A 21,114-nucleotide genomic window follows, 5' to 3' on the forward strand; every position below is an offset into this window, starting at 1 on the left:
CAACCAGAATAGGGGTGTTGGCGGCCGCTGCGTTGGTCGCCAGCCCGTTGCTCGCAGCCTGCGGATCCTCCGACAGCAGCACACCTGTACTGAGTTTCTACACCGCAGCGGACGGCGCCGAGCAGTACGCCGCCGCTGCGGAGGCGTGTTCGGCCGCGTCGAACGGACGCTATCGAGTGGAACAGCGAACTCTCCCCAAGAGTGCGAACGATCAGCGACTGCAGTTGGCCCGACGTCTGGCGGGCAACGACAACTCGTTGGACCTGATGACGCTCGACGTCGTGTGGACGGCCGAGTTCGCCGAGGCCGGCTGGGCACTTCCGGTCCCGGATGATCTCGCAGCAAAGCTCGAAGGCGGCGCCACGCTGGAAGGCCCGCTCGCAACGGCGCAGTGGCAGGACCAGCTGTACGCGGTTCCACTGAACTCCAACACGCAGCTGCTGTGGTACCGACCCGATCAGGTGCCGGGTGGTCAGCCGCCGCAGACGTGGGACCAGATGATCGACGAAGCCGAATCCAACGCGGCCGAAGGCAAACCCGCGTACATCGGCGTCCAGGCCAAGCAGTACGAGGGCTTGATGGTGTGGTTCAACAGCCTCCTCGTCAGCGCAGGCGGTCAGGTCGTCGCCGACGACGGTACGACGGTGACGCTCAACGACACCCCCGAACATCGTGCGGCGACCGAGAAGACACTCGAGATCATGAAGCGCGTCGCCACGGCCGACGGCCACGACCCGTCGATCTCGCAGACCGACGAGGCCACCGCCCGTCTCGGTATGGAGGCAGGCAACTCGGCATTCCAGGTCAACTACCCGTTCGTGCTCCCCGGCATCAAGGAGAACGCGGCCGCCGGGGCCGTGCCGTTCCTCGATCTGACGAACGTCCCTGCGGATCAACAGGATGCCAAGGTCGCCGAGGTGTTCCGCAGTGCGCCGTACCCAGCGGTCATCCCGGACACTCCGGCCAAGGTGACCATCGGTGGCTTCAACATCGGCGTCGCCAAGACCACTCAGCACGAGGACCTCGCGTGGGAAGCCGTCGAGTGCCTGACCAACGAGGACAACCAGCGCAACAACGCCGTCAACGGTGGAGTTCCGCCTGTGCTGGCGCAGCTGTATCAGGACCCTGAATTCCAGGCCGTCTACCCGGCGTGGGAAGGCGTGCTCGACTCCATCGAGAACGCTGCGGTCCGACCGGTCTCACCTGCCTACCAGAGCATTTCGATCCTGCTCGCCGACGCGCTCAATCCACCTCAGAACATCGATCCCGTTGCGGACGTGGACAAGCTCGCCGACCTGGTCTCCAAGGCTGTCAATTCGGAAGGGCTGATTCCATGAGCGAGACGTTGGACAAACAGGAGATTCTGAAGAAGGTTTCCGACGGCAAGAAGGCCGAACGCCGGCTGGGTCTGATGTTGGTTGCTCCCGCCGCGATCATGATGATCGCAGTGACCGGATACCCGATCATCTACGCCTTCTGGCTCAGCCTGCAGAAGTACAACCTTGCGTTCCCCGACGATCGTGAATTCGTCGGAATCTCCAACTACGTCACCGTGCTCACCGACGGATACTGGTGGACGGCATTCGGTGTCACCACCGCGATCACCATCATCTCCGTGATCATCGAGTTCGTTCTCGGCCTGGCCGTGGCGCTCATCATGCACCGCACGATCTTCGGCCGCGGACTGGTGCGGACGGTCGTGCTGATCCCGTACGGCATCGTCACCGTCGCCGCGGCGTACAGCTGGTACTACGCGTGGACGCCGGGCACCGGTTACCTCGCCAACCTGCTGCCCGACGGCAGTGCCCCTCTGACGGAGCAGATTCCGTCGCTCGCCATCGTCGTGCTGGCCGAGGTGTGGAAGACGACACCGTTCATGGCGCTGCTTCTGCTCGCCGGTCTCGCGCTCGTCCCGGACGATCTGCTCAAGGCCGCTCAGGTCGACGGCGCGGGAGCGTGGACGCGGTTGATGCGCATCACGATTCCGCTGATGAAGCCGGCTATCCTCGTCGCGCTGCTGTTCCGCACTCTCGACGCATTCCGCATCTTCGACAACATCTACGTCCTCACCAAGGGCAGCAACGGCACGGGATCGGTGTCGATTCTCGGCTACGACAACCTGTTCGGAGCGTTCAACCTCGGACTCGGCTCGGCGATCAGCGTTCTGATCTTCTTCTGCGTCGCCATCATCGCGTTCGTGTTCATCAAATTGTTCGGTGCCTCGGCACCGGGCTCGGACGACGGAGGCCGTAAGTAATGACGACCGTGACGCCTCGCAAGAAGGTCGGTTGGACCGTCATCAATGCGCTCGTGCTGCTGTACGCGCTCATCCCGCTGGCATGGATCATCAGCTTGTCGTTCAAGTCGACGGCCACCATCGCCGACGGCAAGTTCATTCCGAGCTCGTTCACCCTGGACAACTACAAGGGCATCTTCCAGACCAATCAGTTCACCTCGGCACTGATCAACTCGATCGGAATCGGACTGATCACCACGGTCATCGCCGTCGTGATCGGAACCATGGCTGCCTACGCCGTCGCTCGCCTCGACTTCCCGGGCAAGAAGGCGCTCGTCGGTGCGGCTCTGCTGATCGCGATGTTTCCGCAGATCTCGCTCGTGACACCGCTGTTCGACATCGAACGTGCCATCGGCCTGTTCGACACGTGGCCGGGCCTGATCATTCCGTACATCACGTTCGCGCTGCCGCTCGCGATCTACACGCTGTCGGCGTTCTTCCGTGAAATTCCGTGGGAGTTGGAGAAAGCCGCCAAGATGGACGGCGCGACGCCCGCACAGGCATTCCGCAAGGTGATCGCACCACTGGCGGCACCCGGCATCGTCACCGCCGCGATCCTGGTGTTCATCTTCGCCTGGAACGACCTACTGCTCGCGATCTCGCTGACCGCGACGGAGCGATCCATCACCGTTCCCGCCGCGATCTCGCAGTTCACCGGTAGCTCTCAGTTCGAGGAGCCGACCGGGTCCATCGCCGCGGCTGCCGTGGTCATCACCATTCCGATCATCATCTTCGTGCTCTTCTTCCAACGACGTATCGTGGCGGGCTTGACGTCCGGCGCAGTGAAGGGATAACCGTCATGGCCGAAATCGTTCTCGACAAAGTCACCAAGCTCTACCCGGACGGCGCGGCTGCGGTCAGCGACGTCGACATCACCATCGCCGACGGCGAATTCATCATCCTCGTCGGACCGTCGGGCTGTGGAAAGTCGACGACGCTCAACATGATCGCCGGTCTGGAGGACATCTCCTCCGGTGAGCTGCGCATCGCAGGCGAACGCGTCAACGAGCGGGCACCGAAGGACCGCGACATCGCGATGGTGTTCCAGTCCTATGCGCTGTACCCGCACATGACGGTGCGTCAGAACATCGCATTCCCGCTCACCCTCGCCAAGCTCAGCAAGGACGAGATCAACACCAAGGTCGAGGATGCAGCGAAGATCCTGGACCTGAGTCAGCACCTGGACCGCAAGCCGTCGAATCTGTCGGGTGGTCAGCGTCAGCGAGTCGCGATGGGACGGGCCATCGTTCGTACGCCCAAGGCGTTCCTGATGGACGAGCCGCTGTCCAACCTCGACGCCAAGCTGCGCGTGCAGACGCGTGCGGAGATCTCGCGATTGCAGAAACGTCTCGGCACGACAACGGTGTACGTCACGCACGATCAGACCGAGGCCATGACGCTCGGGGACCGCGTCGTCGTACTGCGCGGTGGGCTCGTACAGCAGATCGGATCGCCCCAGGAGCTGTACGACAAGCCGCGTAACCTGTTCGTGGGCGGGTTCATCGGATCGCCGTCGATGAACTTCGTTCCGGGCCAGCTCACGTCGGACGGGGTACAGACGGACCTCGGGACGTTCGAACTGCCGCACGAGCGTCGGCAGGCTATCGCGCAGAAGAACCCGGGCAAGGACGTCGTCGTCGGTATCCGCCCGGAGCACTTCGAGGACGCGGCGTTGATCGATTCCTATCAGAAGCTGAACGGTGCGACGTTCACCGCGAGGGTGGATGTTCTGGAGTCGATGGGCAGCGACAAGTACGTGTACTTCGAGTCCAAGGGCAGCAAGGTGCAGTCCGCGGAGTTGCAGGAACTGGCTGCGGACGCCGGTCTCGGCGACGCGGGCGGTGCTCAGATCGTCGCCCGTCTGGCCGCGGAGTCGGCGGCCCGCGAGGGCGGCGACGTCGAGCTGTGGTTCGATCCGGGCAAGATCTCGGTGTTCGACCAGGCTTCGGGTGACAACCTGACGCTGTAGATGGCTCTACCCCTTATGTGAGTGGAAATGTGGGCCCTGGGCCACCGGAGCGGAGCCGGCGAAGCGACCCGAAGACACATTTCCACTCACATAGGGGAAACGAGCTACAGAGACGAGCCGGTGGACAAGCCGGTGGACAAGCCCTGGAAGAATCCGGGCGCGAAGTTCGGAAGGTCAGTCGGCGCGGGGGCGGGGGCAGGCGTGGGAACCGGCTGAGCCGGAGCCAGATTCGGCAACTGGAACTGCAGAAGCTCCCCCTGAGACTGAGACTGAGACTGAGACTGAGACTGAGACTGAGACTGAGCCTGCTGATGTCCCTGGTCGTCGCGGATCGGATCGGCCGAGGCGGTACCCACCACCGCGACGAGTGGAACGGCAACCAGTGCCCCGGTGACAGCGGTGCGGGACAGGATCTTTCGAGCGTTCATTCGGATTTCCCTTTCGTGTGCGTACAACTCGAATGTAGGTACGCACGAAAGGTTCCGACAGGGAGAAGCGGTTACTCCCAGAACGTCAGCAGTCTTCTGTCAGGATGCGCTCACCAGCGGATGTGCGCTCTTTCGCCTGCTCGGCTCCGCCGCCGAGCGTGGAGCCTGCTGCGAGTGTGGTCCGAGTCGCGCGGGGGACCCGAATGGCGACGGCCGACAGGGTCACGATCGCGCAGGCGAATGCCCCGACCAGGAACGCAGCGGTATAGACGATCTCGCGGGGAACGGATGTGCCCGCAATCGTGTAAGTGGCCAGCATCGTCGTCAGGACTGCGCTCGCGATGGATGTCCCGACCGTTCGGACGATGGAGTTGACGCTGTTCGCGACTCCGGTATCCGCGGGTGAGACCTCGGCCATCAGCAGGTTCGGGATCGAGGCGAATGCCAACGACACGAAGACGTTGACGATCGACGACGCGAGAATCACCTGCCACGTCGTGTCGTGGAACAGCGCGAACTGGACGAATCCGACGATGCCGACCCCGCCGCCGCCGATCAGAACCGGCCGCGGGCCGAACCGTCGAATGAGCCCACCGCTCAGCGTTGCTGCGACGACGCCCACCGCGGCACCGGGGAGCAGGTAGACGACGCTGGCGGACAACACGTCGGCGCCGAAACCGTAACCGGCGACCTCGCGCGGTGTCTGCACGAAGTACGAGCACGCGAGGAAGTTGACGAACATGCCGATGCCGACGAAGAGCGTCGCGACGCTCGTTGCGAGCAGTGGGCCGTGGGTCAGCATGCGCGGCGCGACGAGTGGTGCCGTGATCCGGTTCTCGTAGACCCACCAGCAGGCGAGGACGACGATGCCGCCGACCGCGCAGAGAACCGTCGGGATCGATCCCCAACCCCAGGACCGCCCCTGCGTCAGTGCGAGGAAGAGGAGTACCAGTGCGGCCGCGAGGAGAGTCGCACCCCACCAGTCGACCGTGCCGGTCCCGGTACGGGCGCGGGTGGGAACACTGAACCAGACGAGGGCGATCGCGACGGCGACGAAGGCGACGGTGAGCCAGAACACACGGTGATAGTCGGCGCCGTCGGCCGTGAGGACTCCGGTGAGCACCAGGCCGAACCCGCCGCCCGCGCCGAGAGTGCCGGACAGAATCGCCATCGATCCGACTAGGCGTCGCGGCGGCATCTCGTCGCGCAGCAGTGCCAGCGAGATCGGGAACAACGCGTAGGACAGTCCCTGGAGGACGCGTCCGGCGAGAAGAAGTGGCAGGGATTCGGTGACGGCGGCCAGGAGCGATCCGAGCAACACGAGGACCAGGACGGCGATGAGGACTGGTCGCTTGCCGTGCAGGTCGGCGAGGCGACCGATGACGGGGGTCGCGACGACGGCGGCCAGGAGGTTGGCCGTCAGGACCCAGCCGGCCGCTGTCGTGCTGACGCCGAGCTGTGTACCGATCGTGCCGATGATGGGAACCACCATCGTCTGTAGGACGGCCAGGGTCATGACGACGAAACAGAGGCCGGGCAGTAGCAGGCGTCCAGGGTGGGTCTCGTCGAAGCGAGCCTGGGTAGGCATGGAGAAAGAACCTCGTTACTTGTTCACAAGAGAAAACGGAAACAAAAAATTTGATGTGTGCATCTAAGTAACTATCAGGTTTGTGCCCGCCGGGAAAGACGAGCGGTGTTCTACGGAGTGCGCGAGCTGCGAGCGCGCTGACGAAGCTCGGACACGATCTCGTCGTTCCAGATGTGTTCGCGGACCAATCTGTACCGCTCGCGGCTCATCCACATGTACGCCTCGGCGTCGGTCCGGCCCTCCAGAATGTCGGCGGCCCGGACCATCCTGACGACGGGCAGGAACTCCTCACCGAACCACCGGCGCGCGACGGTCGCCCGGTCCACGAATTCGCCCAACTCCTGCATCAGCCGAAAACCCCACGCTTCGACCGACTCGCTCAGCTCGGCGTAATCGAACGGATCGGTCACGGTGACGGCCTCACGTGCCTTCCCGACGAGGGGGACCCGGGACAGAAAGATGCGACGGTGATCCTTGATCAGCAGGTCGCCACGTCGAGTGATTCCTTCGGGGGAGATGCGAGTGACGATCTCCGTGACGAGCGCGTCGATCGTGGTGCGGTGCATCGCGAACGCGATCGACACACGATGATGACCGTCGAGCACGAAATGCGTCGAACCGATGCGGTACACCTGTATCGGCGGCATCGCCTCGCCCCGCCGCTGCGCCGCAGCAAGGCGCTGCCACCGCTCCCTGATCCGAGCCGACGTCGGTCGGAAGAACCGGTCGAAGTCTCGAGTGCGATCGACACTGCCGACGATGGAATCGACACGAATGACCTGGACACCCAGCTGGCGTTCACCGACCTTGCCGAGCGCAGCGACCACCTCGTCGAACGGCAGGATCGTGTTGATGTCGTCGGGTTGGCGACGCAGCCAGCCGACGAGACGCGCCACATCGGCACGCCGACGCTGACGGGTGAAGTCGTTCTCGGCGTCGGCTGCGGGGAATCCTGTGTCACGTGCCATGGCGTCGCCTCACGATGGTCGGTGCTGTGATCTCCCGAGCCCCTCCACCGGGTTCTATGTCCAGCAAGGTGTAGCCGACGGTGTTCACGACGGCTGTGCCGTGCAGTCGAAGATCCGGAGGTGACTGCCCGTGCGGATGAATGTGCCCGTGCAGCAGAAGCTGCGGGCGAAGAGATTGCACCGTGTCGTGCAGGCACTCGAATCCGATGTGCGCTGGATCGGTGTCGTCTCCGACGCCGAACGGTGGACTGTGCGTCAGCAGTACATCGACGCCGCGGTCGTCGCCCCGGACCTTCTCTGCCCACGTCTTGGTCCGTGTCAACGTACGTGCGCGACGCCTCTGCTGGCGCTGGGTCCACTGGTTGGGTCCGCCGTTGTAGCGAATGGACCCGCCGAGACCTGCGATGCGAAGCCCAGCTGCGGTCACGATCCGACGATCCGCGTTGACTGCGCCGACCGGGCCCGGCCAGGTGCTCGGCAGTCCCGCCCGCATCCATCCGGCGCGTCCTGCCGAGTAACCCGTCAGGTCGGCGTCGTGGTTTCCCGGCACGAACACGCACGGTGCGTTCAGGGCGTCGGTCAGATACTCCAGGTAGTCGAACGGGAGGTCGCCCGCGCCGAGAACGAGGTCGACGTCCAGCGAACGCACCTGAGAACTCCACAAGCTCTCGATCGTTTCGTCGGAGACGGCAAGGACAGAGACCACGCGGACGACGCTACCGGGCAGCGGTGGTGTTGGATGGACTTCGTGAGCGACAGTGTCATAGCTCGGGTACGCAGTCATCTGCTTGCCGCGATCGGAGACGAGAAGCCGACGCCGTTCTCGGTGACGTTCCTCGGTCTCGAATCGTTGGACGTGTTGACGTTCTTCCCGCGACGCGACGAGTTCGCCCGGTTCGTGACGCTCGGTTGTTCGAGGTATCCGATGTCGGATCCGAGTGAGATGATCGCCGACGCCACCCGCGGTCCTCGCGCCGAGCTTGTCCTCGTCACCAGAGTGTTCGACGGTATCGACAAGGATTTCCTGCGGAACCTGGCCAAGCTTGCCGCGACGCCGTCCGTCGAGGGTGTCGTGCTGCGTGAGGATCTTCTGCTGGATCTCGGTGAACCATTGTGGGCGGGTGCGCCGTTCACGGCGGTACTGCTCGGGCGCAGCGACATCGACGATCTCGAGTTGCCCGAGCCCGCCGACCCGGTCCAATTCTTCGACGTCGTGCCGATCACGGGCACCGAGGCCGCGTGGGTTCGCCTGCGCGGTGCCGAGGCTCTGCGCGAGGCGTGGACGGAAGCGGGAATCGACGTCCGTGACCCGAGCCGATCGGCCGTGACGCTCTAGAGCCAGTCGTTCTTTCGGAACGTCGCGAACAAACCCACGCAGGCCACGGCCACCACGGCGACCACCATGTAGTAGCCGTACTTCCAGTGCAGCTCAGGAATGTTGTCGAAGTTCATCCCGTAGATTCCGGCCACCATCGTCGGCAGGGCTGCGATGGCCACCCATGCCGAGATCTTGCGCATGTCCATGTTCTGCTGCATCGTCACCCGCGCCAGCGCGGCGTCGACGAGCGAGCTCAGCACCTCGTCGAACTCCGCTACCCGTTCCGCGACCAGAGTGTGGTGGTCCTGCACGTCGCGCAGATAGCGCCGCACCGCCTTGGGGACGGGGTTCTCCGAACTTTGTGCCAGCTGATTCAGCGGCGTCGACAGCGGCGTGACCGATCGTCGAAGTTCCACGACCTCACGCTTGAGCAGATAGATGTTCTCGATCGGCACGTGATGGTGAGGCGAGAAGACCTCTTCCTCCATGGCGTCGACATCTCGCTCGATCGAGCCGGTGACCTCGAGATATTCGTCGACGACGTGGTCGGCGACGGCGTGCAGAACGGCCGACGGCCCGAGGGCAAGCTGCTCGGGATTCTTCTCGAGCGTTCGCCGTACTCCGGAAAGTCCCGAATGCTCGCCGTGGCGCACGGTGATGACGAAATCCCGTCCGAGGAACACCATGATCTCGCCGCTCTCGACGATCTCGTTGGCGGTGGTCACCGACTCGTGCTCGACATAGCTGATGGTGCGTAGGACGAGGAACAGAACGTCGTCGTAGCGCTCCAACTTGGGACGCTGATGCGCGTGCACAGCGTCCTCGACCATCAGTTCGTGGAGGCCGTAGCACTCCGCGACTCCGTCCATCTGACCCTCGTCCGGGGCATGCAGACCGAGCCAGACGAAGCCTTCCCCTCGCTTGCGCACCTCCGCTATCGCAGCAGAATGCGTGTACTTGCCGGGCAGCCGATGCCCGTCGACGTAGACCGCGCAATCGACGATCGCGCGAGCGGTGGGTACGGGAACTTTCGGTCCGGCGGCCTGTCCACGATTGGACGGCCGCAGGGAGTGGAGCGACGGAAGCGACGGCCTCGGAGGTAGAGACGGCATGGCGCGAATCGTACGCCTGCGATACCAACACCCGATGCGCCTGAGACACTGGCTGTCGTGCGCATCGACCTCCACACCCACTCGTCGGTCTCCGACGGCACCGACACCCCGGCTGAGCTGGTCCGTGCCGCTCGTACCGCAGGACTCGACGTCGTCGCGCTGACCGACCACGACACCACAGCGGGGTGGGACGAGGCCCTCGATGCAGCCCCGGACGGGCTGACCGTCGTTCGCGGAATGGAGATGTCGTGCGTCGGCCGCGGGGAGGACGGAAAGCCCGTCCCGGTCCACCTCCTGGCCTATCTGTTCGATCCGAACGACACGAGCTTCGCCGACGAACTCGCCCGTCTCCGCCGGGAACGAGAGGCCAGAATCAGGCTGATGGCCGAGCGTCTCGCCGCGGACATCCCGGGCATCGTGCCCGACGACATCATCGCCGCCACCGGCGAATCGGCAGGCAGGCCTCACCTCGCGCGAGCACTCGTCGAACTCGGTGCTGTCGACAGCGTTCAACACGCGTTCGACGGCTACCTGTCGACGACCAGTCCGTACTACGTCGACAAAGTGGACACACCGATCCAACGGGCTGTGGAGATGATCGCGGCGGCGGGAGGCGTCAGCGTCGTGGCACACGCACGCGCCCGTAAACGCGGACGGATTCTCGACCCGGACCACATCCGAGAACTCGTCGCGCACGGTCTCGGCGGTGTCGAAGTCTTCCACGCCGACCACGACGAGCCGGACACCCGCTTCATGCGCGAACTCGCCGACGATCTCGGTCTCATCGCAACCGGATCGTCGGACTACCACGGCGCGAACAAGCCACTGAAGCTCGGAGAACACACCACCGACCCGCGCCAGTACGAGCGGATCCTCCGCGCCGCGACAGGGTCGACGGTCCCGTCGTGAGCTTCGACACGACCCTCTACCTCACCGTCCTGATCACCCTGTTCGTGATCATGGACCCGCCCGGTGCCATCCCGGTGTTCCTCTCCCTCGTCGGGCGCAAGAGCAAGGAAGCACGCAACCGCGCCGCATGGCAGGCACCGGCGGTATCGCTCACCGTCATCACCGTGTTCGCGATCGGCGGGCAGGCGATCCTCAACTACCTGCACATCGGCATCCCCGCACTGCAAGGCGCAGGAGGACTGCTTCTGCTCATCATCGCGCTGTCCCTGCTCACCGGACGCGGAGCCGGAGGTGGCGCCGAAGCCGAGGACGTCAACGTCGCGCTGGTACCACTCGGAACACCACTCATGGCCGGGCCAGGAGCAATAGCCGCAGTGATCGTCAACGTCAGTCAAGCCGAAGGACACGTCGGATCCCTGCTCGCGGTCGCGCTCGCAATCGTGACCATCCACCTCGTGTTCTTCCTCGTCCTCCGATTCTCGACCGTCCTCATCCGCATCCTCGGCGAGGGCGGCATCACACTGCTCGCTCGAATCGCAGGTCTACTGCTGGCCGCAATCGCGGTCCAGCTCATTGCGGACTCCGTCCGCGGATTCATCACAGGAGGCTGACGGTTTGCTACGAGGATTGAGTGGGGCCGTCACCGCGGGCCTCGTCGTACTGGCCGTCGTCGTCGCCGGCGCACAGTATCTCGGCAGCCAACGGGGATTCCCCGGCCCAGGAACAGTATCCGTCGCCGCGCACATCGCCGCAGCCATCGGCGCCATCGTGATCCAACACTTCGCCGATCACCGACGGCGTGCCGTCTCCGTCATCGCATCACTACTGGTCTTCCTCGTCGCCGGCATCCTGTTGTGGACACAGTGGTGGGGCTGACGCCCGTGGCTCACTCCGCAGGCTCCGCTCGCGGGTGGGGCTGACGCAGGCTCACTCCGCAGGCTCCGCTCGCGGGTGGGGCTGACGCGGGCTCACTCCGCAGGCTCCGCTCGCGGGTGGGGCTGACGCCGGTGGCTCACTCCGCAGGCTCCGCTCGCGGGTGGGGCTGACGCCGGCTCCGTCCGCCCTGGACCGCAGTCGACGGCTGGGATGTTTGCGCATCACGCCGTCCCGGTGGCAGACTGACCGACCAGTGCAGCCTGCGGTGCCACAGCGCCCGGCTCTTGTCTGCGACGGCGTCACCCGCCTCACGCCATCTTCGTGATTTCCCGACGCTTTTACGCGTCTTTACGTGACTGGGGCAACTAACGTGACTGCTGTGACCGAATCCATCGACAACGCCATCGACCCGACTGCCATCACCGACGAGGACATTTTCCTCGGCCACGTCGGTGGCAAACTCTCGGTCGAGTTGACTGCGCCGTTGGAAACGCAGCGGGACCTGTCCATCGCCTACACGCCCGGTGTCGCACAGGTCAGCCGTGCAATCGCGTCCGATGCATCGCTTGCGAAGCAGTACACGTGGACCGATCGTCTCGTTGCCGTCATCACCGACGGATCGGCCGTTCTCGGACTGGGCGACATCGGACCACGCGCGTCGCTACCGGTGATGGAGGGCAAAGCGGCTCTGTTCAAGAGGTTCGCCGGCCTCAACTCGATCCCGATCGTGCTCGATACGAACGACGTCGACGAGATCGTCGACACCATCGTCCGGCTCCGCCACAGTTTCGGCGCGGTCAATCTCGAGGACATCTCCGCGCCCCGCTGCTTCGAGATCGAGAAGCGTGTCATCGAGGCTCTGGACTGCCCGGTGATGCACGACGATCAGCACGGCACCGCCATCGTGGCGCTTGCAGCGCTCAACGGCGCCGCCAAGTTCCAGGGCCGAAGCACCTCCGAACTGAAGATCGTCATCTCCGGAGCGGGCGCCGCCGGTGTCGCATGTGCCAACATCTTTCTCGCAGCGGGTATCCCGGATGTCGTGGTGCTGGATTCCAAGGGCATCGTATCCGCCGACCGGAGTGACCTGAATGCCGTCAAGGTCGATCTCGCCGCACGGACCAATCCTCGTGGGCTGTCGGGTGGTGCAGGGGATGCACTCGTCGGCGCGGACGTGTTCCTCGGGGTCTCCGCGGGCAAGATCGACGAAAGCTACATTGCGTCGATGGCGCCGCACTCCATCGTCTTCGCACTGTCCAACCCCGACCCGGAGATCCACCCGGAACGGGCTGCGCTGTACGCGTCGATCGTCGCGACCGGACGCAGTGACTTTCCCAATCAGATCAACAATGTGCTCGCCTTCCCCGGCGTGTTCAGAGGCGCACTCGACGCCGGAGCACGACGGATCACCGAAGGCATGAAACTCGCCGCCGCCGAGGCAATCCTCTCGGTACTCGGCGACGAGCTGGCTGCGGACAAAATCGTGCCCAGCCCGCTCGACCCTCGCGTCGCCCCGGCCGTTGCGGACGCAGTTGCGGCAGCAGCGCGAGCCGAGGGTGTCGCGTAGGACAGGGAAACGAAGCGCCCCGAACCTCGCCTCACCTGGCTGTGGTTCGGGGCGCTTTCCCGTTTTCGCCCGTTTGCGCCCGGTTCGCGCCCGGCTTTCGCCCGGCTCTCGGAGCGAAAGTGGCGTCTGGTCAGTCTGACTGACTGAAGGGCTCGTTCGCTCCGGAAACCGGACTGTGGGCGTGGGTGGTCCTGGAACGGAACGTGGGCGTTGGTCGAGCTAGTGCAGGTTCGGTGTCCGACGCAACCGGCCGGTGCCGGGCATGGACGCGTACACCGCGAGAGCCAGAAGCCCATCGATCACCAGTGCGAGCACGGCGACCAGAATGGCGCCGACGAGAACGCGGTCGTAGCTGTAGAGCGCGAGACCGTCGAAGATGTAGCGACCGAGTCCGCCGAGGTTGACGTAGGCTGCGACGGTCGCGGTTGCGATGACCTGCAGGGTGGTGTTGCGAAGACCGCCGAGAATCAAGGGCATCGCGTTGGGGATCTCGACGCGGAACAACACCTGCAGTTCGGTCATGCCCATTGCGCGTGCCGCATCGACGACGTCCGCGTTCACGTTCGCCACTCCGGCATACGTTCCGGCGAGCATCGGCGGAATGCCCAGCAGGACAAGCGCGATGATCGGTGGAACGAGTCCGAGACCGATCAACAGGACGAGGAACACCAGCACGCCGAGCGTCGGAAGCGAGCGAAGTGCGTTGACCAGTCCGACGATCAGTACCTCGCCGCGGCGCAGATGTCCGATCAGCAGTCCGACGGGTACTGCGATCGCCGAGGAGACGACCACGGCGATGAAGCTGTACCAGATGTGTTCGAGGATCCGTGCGCCGATTCCGGTGCTGCCCTCCCAGTTCGCCGGGTCGGTCATGTACGCGAAGGCGTCGGTGAAGATGTTCATGCCCGTGCTCGCTTCTTGCCTGCCGACGTTCCGATACGGGTCCACGGCGTCAGTCGACGCCCCAGCAGGTACAGCGCAGCGTCGAAGATCAGCGCCAGGAACACGATGGAGATGATCCCCGCGACGATCTGATCCGGGTAGTCACGTTGGTATCCCTGGGTGAACAACTGGCCGAGACCGCCGATACCGATGACCGAACCGACGGAGACGAGCGAGATGTTGGTGACGGCGACAACCCGGATACCTGCCACGAGCACCGGAAGTGCCAGTGGCAGTTCCACTCCGACAGCCCGGCGCAGTGAGGTGTAGCCCATCGCCTGTGCGGAGTCGACGACGGCGAACGGTACCGAGTCCAGCGCTTCGGGGACCACCCTGATCAGGAGCGCGGTGGAGTACACGGCGAGAGCGATGACGACGTTGATCTCGTCGAGAATCCTGGTGCCGAGGATGGCTGGGATGGTGACGAACAAGGCGAGCGACGGGATGGTGAACGCGATGCTGGCCACCGTCAACGTGATTCGGCGGATCCACGAGACGTTGCGAACCAGAGTGCCGACGGGCACCGCGATGGCGAGTCCGATGAGCAGGGGGACCAACGACAGGTACAGATGAGTCTTGGTGAGGTCGAGAACGACGTCGAAGTTGTCGACGAGCCAACGCATCAGCGTGACCCGAAGTGATGTTCGTTGCGCGCCTCGTCCTCGGCGCGGCGTTGTGACGCCAGATGCTCGAGAATTTCCGAGCCGTCGAGGCTGCCGACGACCGCCCCCGACTCGTCCACCGCGACACCGATTCCGGACGGAGACGAGATGGCTGCATCCAGCGCCTGCCGGAGGTCACCTCCGACGGTGAACAGCGACCCACCGGCCGCGGTGCTCTCTTGAACGCTGCGCCCGGCGCGGATGCCCTCGACACCGGTGACGTCGATCCAACCCAGCGGCGCACGATCGGCTGTGACGACGAGGACCCACTGGCCCTGCTCCAGACGAAGACCGTCGAGCTTCTCGACCGTCGATGTGTCGATGTCGTGCACCGGGACGGCCTCGGCGCTTCGGAAGGAGAGCCCGCGGTAGCCGCGGTCCCTGCCGACGAAGGAGGCGACGAAATCCGTTGCCGGCGAGGAGAGTACGACCTCCGGCCGGTCGTACTGCTGGAGCCTGCCTCCCGTGCCGAAGACGGCGATACGGTCCCCGAGTCGTACGGCCTCGTCGATGTCGTGAGTGACGAACACGATGGTCTTCTTCAACTCGGCCTGCAGCCGGAGCATCTCGGTCTGCAGGTCTTCGCGAACGACCGGATCGACGGCGCTGAACGGCTCGTCCATCAGCAAGATCGGTGGGTCCGCAGCCAGTGCGCGGGCGACACCGACCCTCTGCTGCTGCCCGCCGGACAGCTGAGCCGGATAGCGGTCGGCGAACGCTGGATCGAGTCCCACACGTTCGAGGACGCCCAGTGCGGCCGTTCGTGCAGCGCGGCGCGACGTGCCCCGCAACACCGGGACCGTCGCGACGTTGTCTACGACGGTCCGGTGGGGGAGCAGGCCCGCACTCTGGATGACGTATCCGATACCGCGCCGCAGTTTCACCGCGTCGGTCTCGGCAATGTTCTTACCGTTCACCGTGATCACCCCGGATGTCGGGGTGATCATGCGGTTGATCATCCGCATCGACGTCGTCTTGCCGCAGCCCGACGGCCCGACGAACACCGTGAACGATTCCGCTTCGATGTTCAGATTCAGCGAGTCGACCGCGGTGGTGCCGCCGGGAGTAGAGCCTGCGGACCGACCCCCGACTTCCGGGTACTGCTTGGTGACGTTCTCGAATGTGATCACGTGCGGCTCTCTCTAGGAGACCGGAGTATCCAGTCCCTGTGCGGTGACCCACTGCTGTGCGGCAGCAGCAGGCTCTGTCTTCGATTCACCGGATACGGACTGGTTGAGCGCCAGCAGTTCCTCGGTGGTCAGCTTGTCCGAGATGGCGTTCAGCACCGACGTCAGCTTGTCCGACGTCTTGCCTGCGTTGATGACGGGAATGACGTTCTGCGCGGCGAAGTTGAACTCCGGATCCTCGAGGACGACGAGGTTGTTCTCGGCGATCGACGCGGATGTGGAGAAGATGTCGGCGGCCGTGACCTCGCCGGAGGTCAGCGCGCGGACCGTGGCCGGGCCACCACCGTCGGACAGTGGAACGAAGTTGGCCGGATCGATGTTCACGCCGTAGTTCTCGCTCAGCCCGGGGAGGCCGTAGGTGCGCTCGGCGAACTCGGGAGGTGCACCCAACTTGATCTCGCCGGAGTAGGGGGCGAGGTCCGCGATGGACGTCAGGTTCCACCGGTCGGCGGTCTCCCTCGTCACGACGATGGAATCCTTGTCCTCCGCCGACGCCGGATCTGCGACGACGAGGTCCGAGCCCAACGCATCAGGGAGCGCAGCTTCCACGTCGTCCGCCGACGTGGCCGTGGCCTCGGGATCGAGGTACTGCAGCAAGTTACCGGTGTAGTCCGGGATCACGTCGATGGAGCCGTCCTTCAGCGCCGGAATGTACGCCTCACGGCTGCCGATGTTCAGGGTCGTGCTGACGTCGAAGCCGTTGACCTTCAGCACTTCGGCGTAGATGTTGGCGATGATCTCCGACTCGGTGAAGTTCGCCGATCCGACCACGATGGAATTGGGGTCGGTGTTGGTGTCACCTCCGCCCGAGGACAACGGATCGGAGTCCTCGCCGCCGCATGCTGTGAGAGCAAGGGCTGCTACCGACAGGGCCGCGACAGCGCGCGCGGTTCGGGTGATCTTCACAAGGAGTCCTTCCATCGTGTCCAGCCGTCGTGTTCAGCCTGATCCGGGGCTGTCGGAGCGAGCAGGATAGTGCTTCGAGCGAGTCTAGCCATAAGGTTGTACGGAGTATTTCTCTCGCAGGGCTCTGTGCCCAGCGTGCGAAAGGTTAAACCAGACCACCGACAACTATTCCTCGAACGGAGTCCTCTCTCGTGCGTGCGTTCGGTAAACGCCTGCTCGTTCCCCTCGTCCTGGCGTCGTTGGTCACCGGGTGCAGCGCTACGGTCGAGTCGGCGAACTCGTCGTCGGTGGTGGTCGGTAGGGGAGACGACACGACGAGTGAACTGCTGGCCGAGATCTACGCGGGAGCAATACGGTCCGCCGGGGTCACCGTGTCGGTGACGGACGGTCTCGGTGAGCGCGACGACTATCTCGCCGCACTCGACGCCGGGGATGTCTCGCTCGTTCCGGATTTCACGGGCGAGCTTCTGCGTACGTTCGATTCGACGTCCATGTCGACGGATGCCGAGGATGTCTATGTCGACCTGAACAGGTCGTTGCCGGAAGGATTGTCGGTGGGCGATTACGCGCTTGCGGAGGACCGCATCGCTGTCGCGGTAGCGCCCGACGGGCCGCTTGCCGAACTGACGACAGTCTCGGAATTCGTGGACAACCGCGGTAGGGCGACGTGGGGTGTCGTCGGCGATCCGCCCGACCCGGACCCGATGGAGGTCGCCATGCGCCTGGTTCCGAGGGGAACAGGATCCGGGTTCGAGGACATCGCCGTCTATGTCGACGCAGACGCTGCGACAGCAGCACTCGAGTCCGGCGAGATCGGAGCGTTGGTGTTCAGAACGGCATCGTTCGGCCCCGCGGCGGCGAATCTGCTGACCCTCGAGGACGAACAGCCGGCGTTCAGCGCGGAGAACGTCGTGCCGTTGATGCGCACGGGGACGTTGAACGATGCCGCGACAGCGACGTTGAGTGTCGTTGCGGGCGAACTGACCACAGCGGACCTCGCCGATATGATCGGCGAGGTCCGCAGTGGGGGAGAATCAGGCGATGTCGCTGCTCGTTGGCTCGGCGAGCGCAACCTCTGACGATCGCAGACGTGCCCCGAGGAACGCACCGAGGTGGTGAGTCGCCTCGGCTGCTTCGCGCAGTATCGAAGTCTGCAGATGCGCGACGTGCCACAGCTTCTCGTACTCGACGTACTCGACCTCGTTGCCCTGTGTCAGCAGCCGATCGTGGAAATCCACGATCTGCGAGTAGAGCACCTCGGCCTTGCCGACGTGCATGACGATGGGCGGAAGGCCGGACAGGTCTCCGTGCAACGGCGCGAATCCCTGATCGAGGGGATCCCCGTCACCCAGGTACGCTTCCGCGGCCGCGAACGACCAGGCGGTGTTGACGACGATGTCCCGGGGGAACGGCGCGTCGCGAGCACCCGGATCCACCCACGGCGAGATGAGACCCAGCGCAGCCGGCTTCACACCGTCGTCGACGAGATGCCGTGCCGTCGCGACGGTCAGTCCGCCACCCGCGGAATCGCCGGCGATGGCGATCTTGTCCGGTGTGTATCCGTGTGCTTTGACGAGTTCACGGAACGCCGCGACGGCGTCGTTCAGGCCGGCGGGATACGGGTTCTCGGGCGCCAGGCGGTAGTCGAGAACGTAGACGGCACTGGCTGATTCGCGGGCCAGGTGTGCAGCGAGCGAACGATGCGTCGAGATGGATCCGATCGTGTACGCGCCGCCGTGCAGATACAGAATCGCAGTATCCCGCTCGGTTGCACCGACGGTGATCCGCTCGGCGGGTCGGCCTGCAAGCGTCGTCTTCAGGCTGACGGCGCCGTCGGGCATCGTCTGCAGCGGAGAAGCCAGATCGAGGATCCGCCGCTGCACCGACACCGGCAACCTGGCGTCGAGGGCCACGCGGTAGAACGGTTTCAGCGCGGCGGCGACCAGAGGAAGCGGCAGGTAGAAGGACTTCATCGTCCTACTTCTTCCTGGGCATGACGCGGTTGGCGATGGTGGCGACCACCCGCTGGTACTTCGACCCGGTGATCCGCTGGAACAGGTCCAACGCGATGGCGTCGGATCCGATGAGTACGCGGCCCTTGCCCTTCTCGACGCCTTTGAGGATCGTCTTCGCGGCCTGATCGGGTGTCGTCTTGGCGAGTTTCGCGTCGAAGAACTTCGCGACCGATTGCTGGTCGTAGTTCTCGGCAACCGTGGCGTTGCGGGCGATGGCGGTCTTGATGCCACCGGGGTGCACGACGGTCATCTTGACGGGAGCCTTGGAGATCAGCAGTTCCATCCGCAGCGCTTCACTGAAACCGCGGACGGCGAACTTCGCCGCGTTGTAGGCGGCCTGCGACGGCATCGCGAGCAGTCCGAAGAGGCTGGAGATGTTGACGATGTGACCGTCGCCGGATTCCTGCAGGTGGGGGATGAAGGCCTTGGTGCCGTTGACGACGCCCCAGAAATCCACGTCGACGATGCGTTCGATGTCCTTGAACGAGGACTGCTCGACGTCACCGTGGTACGCGATGCCTGCGTTGTTGTAGATCTGGTTGATCTTGCCGAAGCGTGTCTTGACGGTCTCGGCGTACTCGAGAACGGTTTCCCGCTGGGTGACGTCGAGGAACTGTGATTCGACCTCGCCGCCGAGTGCCTCGACCTGCCGCACGGTCTCGGCCAGGCCGTTCACGTCGACGTCGGACAGTGCGAGTTTCGCTCCGCGCTGAGCCAGGTTCAGCGCAAGGGCGCGTCCGATACCCGATCCTGCGCCGGTGACGACGGCAACCTTGCCGGTGAATGTGGTGGTCACTTCGCTGCTACCTCGATGTCGGAGTCGTTCACGGTGCCCACGGCGGGAGCGGGGAGATCGGATGCTGCGACGCTTCGATAGGCCGCCAGATCGAACTTACGGGTGATGGCGCGGAAGCGGAAGGTGAAGTCCGGCCACAGCGTCGTGTTGTTCCCGTGCTTGTCGAGGTACCAGCTGGCGCAGCCGCCGTTCATCCAGACGCTGTCCGCCATGCGGTCCTGCAGGTCGGCGTTGTAGTCGTCCTGGATGTCCTTGCGGACCTCGATGACGCCGATGTCGTGCTTCTCGATGGTGTCCAGGGCGTCGACGACGTAGTTGAGCTGCGACTCGATCATGAAGACCATCGAGGTGTGGCCGAGGCCTGTGTTGGGTCCGACGAGGAAGAACATGTTGGGGAAGTTCGCGACAGCGGCACCCTTGTAGCCCTGCTGGCCTTCCTCTTCGAAGGTCTGCGCGAGGGTCTTACCACCCTTGCCGTAGATCCCCTGGTAGGCGGGCGAATCGGTGACATGGAATCCCGTTGCCACGACCAGTGCGTCGATCTCGCGCTCCGTGCCGTCCGCGGAGACGATCGAGTGCGCCTTGACCTCGGCGATGCCGTCGGTGACGAGGTCGACGTTCGGGCGGTCCAGCGCAGGGTAGTAGGCGTTGGAGATGAGCATGCGCTTGCAGCCGATTCGGAAGTTCGGCGTGACCTTCTTGCGGAGTGCCTTGTCCTTGATGCCCTTGTTGATCTGCTGCTTGGCGATGAGCTCGAAGATGCGCATCAGGGCTGGCTTCTTCGCGAGGCCGACGACCTGCGTCTCGCGTGCCGCGTAGATGCCGGTGCGGGACAGTCGCTGAAATCCGGGGATGCGCTTGAAGGCGAACTTCTCGAGTGCGGTGTACTCGCGGTCGAACCGGGGAAGGATCCAGGGTGCGGTGCGCTGATACACGTCGAGGTGCTTCACCTTGCCGGCGATCGCGGGCACGATCTGGATGGCCGACGCGCCGGTGCCGATGACGGCGACACGCTTTCCTTCCAGTGAGACGTCGTGGTTCCACTGCGCGGAGTGGAAGATGTCGCCTTCGAAGCTCTCGATACCTGCGATGGGCGGCAGGTTCGGCTCGCACAGGGCGCCGACGGCTGTCACGACCACCTTTGCGGTGTACTGGCCGGTGCTGGCGACGACATCCCAGCGGTGAGTGCCCTCGTTCCAGGTCACGGAGGTGACGTCGGAGTTGAACACGTGCTTGTCCATCACGTTGTACTTCCGCGCAACAGACGAGATGTACTTCTGGATCTCGGGCTGAGTGGAAAAGGAGCGGGTCCAGTCCGGGTTCAGCGCGAACGAGTACGAGTACAGATGCGACGGCACGTCGCAGGCTGCACCCGGGTACGTGTTGTCGCGCCAGGTACCGCCGACGTCGCTACCGCGCTCGAGCACGAGGAAGTTGTGCTTGCCCTTCTGGGCCAGCTTGATAGCTGCACCGAGGCCTGCGAAGCCACTGCCGATGATGATGGTGTCGACCGTGCGCGGGGCCGTCACGCGCTCCGAGTTATCTGTTACGGAAAGACTCATGAAACAGAGAGTA

At 64.4% G+C, this 21,114-nt stretch carries 22 protein-coding genes; 10 read left to right on the forward strand and 12 right to left on the reverse strand.

The window, feature by feature from the left end; genetic code table 11:
- The first annotated feature begins 14 nt into the window (after positions 1-14).
- Genes CH293_RS17255 through CH293_RS17270 form a run of 4 tightly spaced genes read left to right on the forward strand, consistent with a single transcriptional unit; the run spans position 15 to position 4,265 of the window.
- Entirely contained in the window at positions 15-1,337 is a 1,323-nt protein-coding gene (locus tag CH293_RS17255) for an ABC transporter substrate-binding protein (RefSeq protein ID WP_037106029.1), read from the forward strand.
- Entirely contained in the window at positions 1,334-2,257 is a 924-nt protein-coding gene (locus CH293_RS17260; RefSeq protein ID WP_037106032.1) for a carbohydrate ABC transporter permease, read from the forward strand. Before CH293_RS17255 ends, CH293_RS17260 begins: the two co-directional genes overlap by 4 nt.
- Positions 2,257-3,090 carry a carbohydrate ABC transporter permease gene (locus tag CH293_RS17265; protein WP_019665371.1) on the forward strand — a complete coding sequence of 278 codons (834 nt, stop codon included), beginning with the start codon at positions 2,257-2,259 and terminating at the stop codon, positions 3,088-3,090. Before CH293_RS17260 ends, CH293_RS17265 begins: the two co-directional genes overlap by 1 nt.
- A 5-nt stretch (positions 3,091-3,095) precedes the next feature.
- The gene (locus CH293_RS17270) at positions 3,096-4,265 is read left to right on the forward strand and encodes an ABC transporter ATP-binding protein (RefSeq protein ID WP_037106035.1); all 1,170 of its coding nucleotides are present in this window, start codon (positions 3,096-3,098) and stop codon (positions 4,263-4,265) included.
- A 104-nt stretch (positions 4,266-4,369) separates the two neighbouring features.
- Here the strand turns inward: CH293_RS17270 and CH293_RS17275 are convergent, their stop codons facing one another.
- The 4 genes from CH293_RS17275 to CH293_RS17290 all read right to left on the reverse strand — a co-directional run bounded on the left by CH293_RS17275 (position 4,370) and on the right by CH293_RS17290 (position 7,955).
- Positions 4,370-4,693, reverse strand: coding sequence for a hypothetical protein (locus CH293_RS17275; protein WP_094720911.1), 324 nt, complete (start codon positions 4,691-4,693; stop codon positions 4,370-4,372).
- A gap of 85 nt (positions 4,694-4,778) precedes the next feature.
- Positions 4,779-6,281 carry an MFS transporter gene (locus CH293_RS17280; RefSeq protein ID WP_094720912.1) on the reverse strand — a complete coding sequence of 501 codons (1,503 nt, stop codon included), beginning with the start codon at positions 6,279-6,281 and terminating at the stop codon, positions 4,779-4,781.
- A 110-nt stretch (positions 6,282-6,391) separates the two neighbouring features.
- Positions 6,392-7,249 (reverse strand): chromosome partitioning protein ParB, encoded by an 858-nt coding sequence (locus CH293_RS17285; RefSeq protein ID WP_094720913.1) that lies wholly within the window; start codon positions 7,247-7,249, stop codon positions 6,392-6,394.
- On the reverse strand, positions 7,239-7,955 hold the full coding sequence (locus CH293_RS17290; RefSeq protein ID WP_037106043.1) for a metallophosphoesterase: 717 nt from the start codon (positions 7,953-7,955) through the stop codon (positions 7,239-7,241). Before CH293_RS17290 ends, CH293_RS17285 begins: the two co-directional genes overlap by 11 nt.
- Before the next feature lie 33 nt (positions 7,956-7,988).
- Between CH293_RS17290 and CH293_RS17295 the strand changes: the two genes are divergently transcribed.
- Positions 7,989-8,585 (forward strand): suppressor of fused domain protein, encoded by a 597-nt coding sequence (locus tag CH293_RS17295; protein WP_094720914.1) that lies wholly within the window; start codon positions 7,989-7,991, stop codon positions 8,583-8,585.
- Here the strand turns inward: CH293_RS17295 and CH293_RS17300 are convergent.
- The gene (locus tag CH293_RS17300; protein ID WP_176460037.1) at positions 8,582-9,679 is read right to left on the reverse strand and encodes a magnesium and cobalt transport protein CorA; all 1,098 of its coding nucleotides are present in this window, start codon (positions 9,677-9,679) and stop codon (positions 8,582-8,584) included. The two genes, CH293_RS17295 and CH293_RS17300, sit on opposite strands and share 4 nt — an antisense overlap.
- Positions 9,680-9,736: 57 nt before the next feature.
- On the opposite strand from CH293_RS17300, the gene CH293_RS17305 reads away from it, so the two are divergent.
- The 4 genes from CH293_RS17305 (at position 9,737) to CH293_RS17320 (ending at position 13,031) form a co-directional block, all read left to right on the forward strand.
- Positions 9,737-10,588 carry a PHP domain-containing protein gene (locus CH293_RS17305; protein WP_094720959.1) on the forward strand — a complete coding sequence of 284 codons (852 nt, stop codon included), beginning with the start codon at positions 9,737-9,739 and terminating at the stop codon, positions 10,586-10,588.
- Positions 10,585-11,199, forward strand: coding sequence for a MarC family protein (locus CH293_RS17310; protein WP_019665362.1), 615 nt, complete (start codon positions 10,585-10,587; stop codon positions 11,197-11,199). Before CH293_RS17305 ends, CH293_RS17310 begins: the two co-directional genes overlap by 4 nt.
- A gap of 16 nt (positions 11,200-11,215) precedes the next feature.
- Entirely contained in the window at positions 11,216-11,464 is a 249-nt protein-coding gene (locus CH293_RS17315) for a hypothetical protein (RefSeq protein ID WP_037106053.1), read from the forward strand.
- Positions 11,465-11,834: 370 nt separating this feature from the next.
- A complete protein-coding gene (locus CH293_RS17320) occupies positions 11,835-13,031 on the forward strand; it encodes an NADP-dependent malic enzyme (protein WP_170945269.1) in 1,197 nt (398 codons plus the stop codon).
- A 219-nt stretch (positions 13,032-13,250) separates the two neighbouring features.
- Here the strand turns inward: CH293_RS17320 and CH293_RS17325 are convergent, their stop codons facing one another.
- Genes CH293_RS17325 through CH293_RS17340 form a run of 4 tightly spaced genes read right to left on the reverse strand, consistent with a single transcriptional unit; the run spans position 13,251 to position 16,743 of the window.
- Positions 13,251-13,934: an ABC transporter permease gene (locus tag CH293_RS17325; RefSeq protein WP_037106056.1), complete on the reverse strand. Its 684-nt coding sequence runs from the start codon at positions 13,932-13,934 to the stop codon at positions 13,251-13,253.
- A complete protein-coding gene (locus tag CH293_RS17330) occupies positions 13,931-14,596 on the reverse strand; it encodes an ABC transporter permease (RefSeq protein WP_037106058.1) in 666 nt (221 codons plus the stop codon). The genes CH293_RS17325 and CH293_RS17330 overlap by 4 nt, the downstream gene beginning before the upstream one ends.
- Complete coding sequence (locus tag CH293_RS17335; protein WP_094720915.1) at positions 14,596-15,765, reverse strand: ABC transporter ATP-binding protein; 1,170 nt, start codon at positions 15,763-15,765, stop codon at positions 14,596-14,598. Before CH293_RS17335 ends, CH293_RS17330 begins: the two co-directional genes overlap by 1 nt.
- Positions 15,766-15,777: 12 nt before the next feature.
- Complete coding sequence (locus tag CH293_RS17340) at positions 15,778-16,743, reverse strand: ABC transporter substrate-binding protein (RefSeq protein ID WP_170945270.1); 966 nt, start codon at positions 16,741-16,743, stop codon at positions 15,778-15,780.
- A 176-nt stretch (positions 16,744-16,919) separates the two neighbouring features.
- Between CH293_RS17340 and CH293_RS17345 the strand changes: the two genes are divergently transcribed.
- Positions 16,920-17,807, forward strand: coding sequence for a glycine betaine ABC transporter substrate-binding protein (locus CH293_RS17345; RefSeq protein WP_094720916.1), 888 nt, complete (start codon positions 16,920-16,922; stop codon positions 17,805-17,807).
- Here CH293_RS17345 and CH293_RS17350 read toward each other — a convergent pair.
- Genes CH293_RS17350 through CH293_RS17360 form a run of 3 tightly spaced genes read right to left on the reverse strand, consistent with a single transcriptional unit; the run spans position 17,763 to position 21,101 of the window.
- On the reverse strand, positions 17,763-18,701 hold the full coding sequence (locus tag CH293_RS17350; RefSeq protein WP_037106068.1) for an alpha/beta hydrolase: 939 nt from the start codon (positions 18,699-18,701) through the stop codon (positions 17,763-17,765). The two genes, CH293_RS17345 and CH293_RS17350, sit on opposite strands and share 45 nt — an antisense overlap.
- 4 nt (positions 18,702-18,705) lie before the next feature.
- Positions 18,706-19,539 (reverse strand): SDR family oxidoreductase, encoded by an 834-nt coding sequence (locus tag CH293_RS17355; protein ID WP_037106070.1) that lies wholly within the window; start codon positions 19,537-19,539, stop codon positions 18,706-18,708.
- On the reverse strand, positions 19,536-21,101 hold the full coding sequence (locus CH293_RS17360) for an NAD(P)/FAD-dependent oxidoreductase (RefSeq protein ID WP_094720917.1): 1,566 nt from the start codon (positions 21,099-21,101) through the stop codon (positions 19,536-19,538). The genes CH293_RS17355 and CH293_RS17360 overlap by 4 nt, the downstream gene beginning before the upstream one ends.
- Positions 21,102-21,114: the final 13 nt, after the last annotated feature.

Origin of the sequence: Rhodococcus sp. 14-2470-1b, assembly GCF_002259415.1 — a bacterium.
Lineage (GTDB): Bacteria > Actinomycetota > Actinomycetes > Mycobacteriales > Mycobacteriaceae > Rhodococcoides.

Excerpts from the sequence above, each read along its gene's own strand:
- CH293_RS17275 (WP_094720911.1), bottom strand. The coding sequence starts at position 4,693 with ATGAACGCTCGAAAGATCCTGTCCCGCACCGCTGTCACCGGGGCACTG.
- CH293_RS17300 (WP_176460037.1), bottom strand. The coding sequence starts at position 9,679 with ATGCCGTCTCTACCTCCGAGGCCGTCGCTTCCGTCGCTCCACTCCCTG.
- CH293_RS17270 (WP_037106035.1), top strand. The coding sequence starts at position 3,096 with ATGGCCGAAATCGTTCTCGACAAAGTCACCAAGCTCTACCCGGACGGC.
- CH293_RS17260 (WP_037106032.1), top strand. The coding sequence starts at position 1,334 with ATGAGCGAGACGTTGGACAAACAGGAGATTCTGAAGAAGGTTTCCGAC.
- CH293_RS17330 (WP_037106058.1), bottom strand. The coding sequence starts at position 14,596 with ATGCGTTGGCTCGTCGACAACTTCGACGTCGTTCTCGACCTCACCAAG.
- CH293_RS17325 (WP_037106056.1), bottom strand. The coding sequence starts at position 13,934 with ATGAACATCTTCACCGACGCCTTCGCGTACATGACCGACCCGGCGAAC.
- CH293_RS17360 (WP_094720917.1), bottom strand. The coding sequence starts at position 21,101 with ATGAGTCTTTCCGTAACAGATAACTCGGAGCGCGTGACGGCCCCGCGC.
- CH293_RS17280 (WP_094720912.1), bottom strand. The coding sequence starts at position 6,281 with ATGCCTACCCAGGCTCGCTTCGACGAGACCCACCCTGGACGCCTGCTA.
- CH293_RS17350 (WP_037106068.1), bottom strand. The coding sequence starts at position 18,701 with ATGAAGTCCTTCTACCTGCCGCTTCCTCTGGTCGCCGCCGCGCTGAAA.
- CH293_RS17295 (WP_094720914.1), top strand. The coding sequence starts at position 7,989 with ATGGACTTCGTGAGCGACAGTGTCATAGCTCGGGTACGCAGTCATCTG.
- CH293_RS17285 (WP_094720913.1), bottom strand. The coding sequence starts at position 7,249 with ATGGCACGTGACACAGGATTCCCCGCAGCCGACGCCGAGAACGACTTC.
- CH293_RS17265 (WP_019665371.1), top strand. The coding sequence starts at position 2,257 with ATGACGACCGTGACGCCTCGCAAGAAGGTCGGTTGGACCGTCATCAAT.
- CH293_RS17340 (WP_170945270.1), bottom strand. The coding sequence starts at position 16,743 with ATGGAAGGACTCCTTGTGAAGATCACCCGAACCGCGCGCGCTGTCGCG.